Annotated in this window: 2 tRNA genes and 2 rRNA genes; all 4 read left to right on the forward strand. The window is 53.3% G+C overall.

Going from position 1 to position 3,795, the window contains the following annotated elements:
* Positions 1 to 116 precede the first annotated feature (116 nt).
* The 4 genes from AB9K34_RS00695 (at position 117) to AB9K34_RS00710 (ending at position 3,793) form a co-directional block, all read left to right on the forward strand.
* A tRNA-Ala gene (locus AB9K34_RS00695) sits at positions 117 to 192 on the forward strand.
* A gap of 395 nt (positions 193 to 587) precedes the next feature.
* Positions 588 to 3,444 (forward strand): 23S ribosomal RNA (locus tag AB9K34_RS00700).
* A 99-nt stretch (positions 3,445 to 3,543) separates the two neighbouring features.
* Positions 3,544 to 3,658: ribosomal RNA gene (gene rrf / locus AB9K34_RS00705) — 5S ribosomal RNA — on the forward strand.
* Positions 3,659 to 3,716: 58 nt separating this feature from the next.
* A tRNA-Met gene (locus tag AB9K34_RS00710) sits at positions 3,717 to 3,793 on the forward strand.
* Positions 3,794 to 3,795 lie beyond the last annotated feature (2 nt).

The raw sequence follows: 3,795 nt of genomic DNA on the forward strand, positions 1-3,795 counted from the left end.
ATTGGTTGCGCGGCAATCAATGAGAGCGGCCAGCAGAATCGCCAACGACGCCTCCCGGCATTTCCTTTGGAAACGCCTGTCGGCCATCGGCGATTTTGCAGGACAAAATCACCTTGGGGGCCTTAGCTCAGCTGGGAGAGCGCCTGATTTGCATTCAGGAGGTCAGGAGTTCGATCCTCCTAGGCTCCACCATATTCCGCAGAACACATCTTCAAGCATTCGCCGAATGTTTGAACGTCTGTTCTGCAGACGAATTGACATCGTATAGAGAGATACCGTCACTTTGAGAGCAATCTCGAAGTGACAATCAACACTGTTTGATCGCCCGGAGTAGCGGGATGATCTCGGTCTGGTGCCCCTCGGGGCGAGCGTCTGACGCGGTTGTTTCCTCGACCGCCCATGCGTCTGCCTGCCGAAACGAACAGAGTTGTCCAAGTCAAGTACACTAACCCGGTTCGACGCGAGTCGAACCAATGTCTGGCGCAAGCCAGGCGGGAAAGTATGCTTTTGGTTCAGAATAAGGGATGGCAGTTTCTTACCAGCTTCTGCTTTCCGCGATTGACGCAAGTCTTTCTTTTTCTGGATCAAATCAAGCGCGAAAAGGGCGTTTGGTGAATGCCTTGGCAGTAAGAGGCGATGAAAGACGTGATACTCTGCGATAAGCCATGGGGAGCCGAGAATAGGCTTTGATCCATGGATTTCTGAATGGGGGAACCCACCTGAATGTTTGTTATTGTTAGCCGCGAGGCTCTCGATAATGAGCATGACCAGGTATTTATGACCTGAATACATAGGGTTATAAAAGCAAACCCGGGGAACTGAAACATCTAAGTACCCGGAGGAAAGGACATCAATTGATACTCCCCTAGTAGCGGCGAGCGAACGGGGACCAGCCGAGCCATGAATGTGAATAGAATGCGTTGGGAAGCGCAACCACAGTGGGTGACAGTCCCGTATATGAAGCATGATTGGACGTATTAAGTAGGGCGGAACACGTGAAATTCTGTCTGAAGATCGGAGGACCACCTTCGAAGGCTAAGTACTCCTTACTGACCGATAGCGAACCAGTACCGTGAGGGAAAGGTGAAAAGCACCCCGACGAGGGGAGTGAAACAGTACCTGAAACCGAACGCCTACAATCAGTTGGAGGGGCCTTGCGCCCTGACAGCGTACCTTTTGTATAATGGGTCATCGACTTGGTCTCACGTGCAAGCTTAAGCCGTTAGGTGTAGGCGCAGCGAAAGCGAGTCTTAATAGGGCGTCGAGTTCGTGGGATCAGACCCGAAACCGAGTGATCTAGGCATGACCAGGATGAAGGTAAGGTAACACTTACTGGAGGTCCGAACCCACACCTGTTGAAAAAGGTCGGGATGAGTTGTGCCTAGGGGTGAAAGGCCAATCAAACTCGGAGATAGCTGGTTCTCTGCGAAATCTATTTAGGTAGAGCGTCATCCGAATACCCTCGGGGGTAGAGCACTGGATGGGTAATGGGGCCTTACCGGCTTACTGATCCTAACCAAACTCCGAATACCGAGGAGTACTAGATGGCAGACACACTGCGGATGCTAACGTCCGTAGTGGAGAGGGAAACAACCCTGACCTCCAGCTAAGGCCCCTAATTCATGGCTAAGTGGGAAAGCAGGTGGGACGACCAAAACAACCAGGAGGTTGGCTTAGAAGCAGCCATCCTTTAAAGATAGCGTAACAGCTCACTGGTCTAATCAAGTTGTCCTGCGGCGAAGATGTAACGGGGCTCAAGCCATGAGCCGAAGCTGAGGATGCCGCAAGGCATGGTAGCAGAGCGTAGTGTGACATAGAACTTTGCTTGATTATCGCGTTGTTATCTGGGCCCCGTGCTCAAGTAGCGAAGCGGTAGCACAAGCATAAGTTCTTTCGATGAAGCCGGGGCGTGAGCCATCCGGTGGAGAGATCACTAGCGAGAATGATGACATGAGTAGCGACAAAGAGTGTGAGAGACACTCTCGCCGAAAGTCCAAGGGTTCCTGCTTAAAGCTAATCTGAGCAGGGTAAGCCGACCCCTAAGGCGAGGCCGAAAGGCGTAGTCGATGGGAACCAGGTTAATATTCCTGGGCCAGGAGGATGTGACGGATTGTGAAGGTTGTTCACCCTTATCGGATTGGGTGGGCCGCTGATCAGTCCCTGGAAATAGCCCTCCGTCAGATCGTACCCTAAACCGACACAGGTGGACTGGTAGAGAATACCAAGGCGCTTGAGAGAACGATGTTGAAGGAACTCGGCAAAATACCTCCGTAAGTTCGCGAGAAGGAGGCCCAGTTTCTACGCAAGTATTGGCTGGGGGCACAAACCAGGGGGTGGCGACTGTTTATTAAAAACACAGGGCTCTGCGAAGTCGCAAGACGACGTATAGGGTCTGACGCCTGCCCGGTGCCTGAAGGTTAAAAGGAGAGGTGAGAGCCTTGAATTGAAGCCCAGGTAAACGGCGGCCGTAACTATAACGGTCCTAAGGTAGCGAAATTCCTTGTCGGGTAAGTTCCGACCTGCACGAATGGCGTAACGACTTCCCCGCTGTCTCCAACATCGACTCAGCGAAATTGAATTACCTGTCAAGATGCAGGTTTCCCGCGGTTAGACGGAAAGACCCCGTGCACCTTTACTACAGCTTCGCACTGGCATCAGGATTGTGATGTGCAGGATAGGTGGTAGGCTTTGAACCCGGAACGCCAGTTCCGGTGGAGCCTTCCTTGAGATACCACCCTTCGCACTCTTGATGTCTAACCGCGGTCCGTCATCCGGATCCGGGACCCTGCGTGGCGGGTAGTTTGACTGGGGCGGTCGCCTCCTAAAGCGTAACGGAGGCGCGCGAAGGTTGGCTCAGAGCGGTCGGAAATCGCTCGTTGAGTGCAATGGCAGAAGCCAGCCTGACTGCGAGACTGACAAGTCGAGCAGAGTCGAAAGACGGCCATAGTGATCCGGTGGTCCCGAGTGGAAGGGCCATCGCTCAACGGATAAAAGGTACGCCGGGGATAACAGGCTGATACTGCCCAAGAGTCCATATCGACGGCAGTGTTTGGCACCTCGATGTCGGCTCATCTCATCCTGGGGCTGGAGCAGGTCCCAAGGGTACGGCTGTTCGCCGTTTAAAGAGGTACGTGAGCTGGGTTTAGAACGTCGTGAGACAGTTCGGTCCCTATCTGCCGTGGGTGTAGGATACTTGAGAGGAGTTGCCCCTAGTACGAGAGGACCGGGGTGAACGATCCACTGGTGGACCTGTTGTCGTGCCAACGGCAGTGCAGGGTAGCTATGATCGGACAGGATAACCGCTGAAGGCATCTAAGCGGGAAGCCCCCCTCAAAACAAGGTATCCCTGAGGACCGTGGTAGACCACCACGTCGATAGGCCGGAGATGTAAGCGCAGCAATGCGTTCAGTTGACCGGTACTAATGGTCCGACAGGCTTGATTTGATCCAGTAGAAGACAGACTTCAACGTCGCCTTCGAAAGACAGTCAAAAGCATACACAACAGTGAAAACGATCTGGACAACATGTTGAGGGTTTCTTTGGTTTGGTGGTCATAGCACAAGTGAAACACCCGGTCCCATCCCGAACCCGGCCGTTAAGCACTGTCGCGCCAATGGTACTGCGTCTCAAGACGTGGGAGAGTAGGTCACTGCCAAACCTAACAAACCCTCAATACGGTATCTCTCTTTCGATGACCCCAACAGAGAACACTCTGGCGCGGGATGGAGCAGCCCGGTAGCTCGTCAGGCTCATAACCTGAAGGTCGTAGGTTCAAATCCTACTCCCGCAACCAAC

Source organism: Sedimentitalea sp. XS_ASV28 (assembly GCF_041224545.1).
Classification (GTDB): domain Bacteria; phylum Pseudomonadota; class Alphaproteobacteria; order Rhodobacterales; family Rhodobacteraceae; genus Sedimentitalea.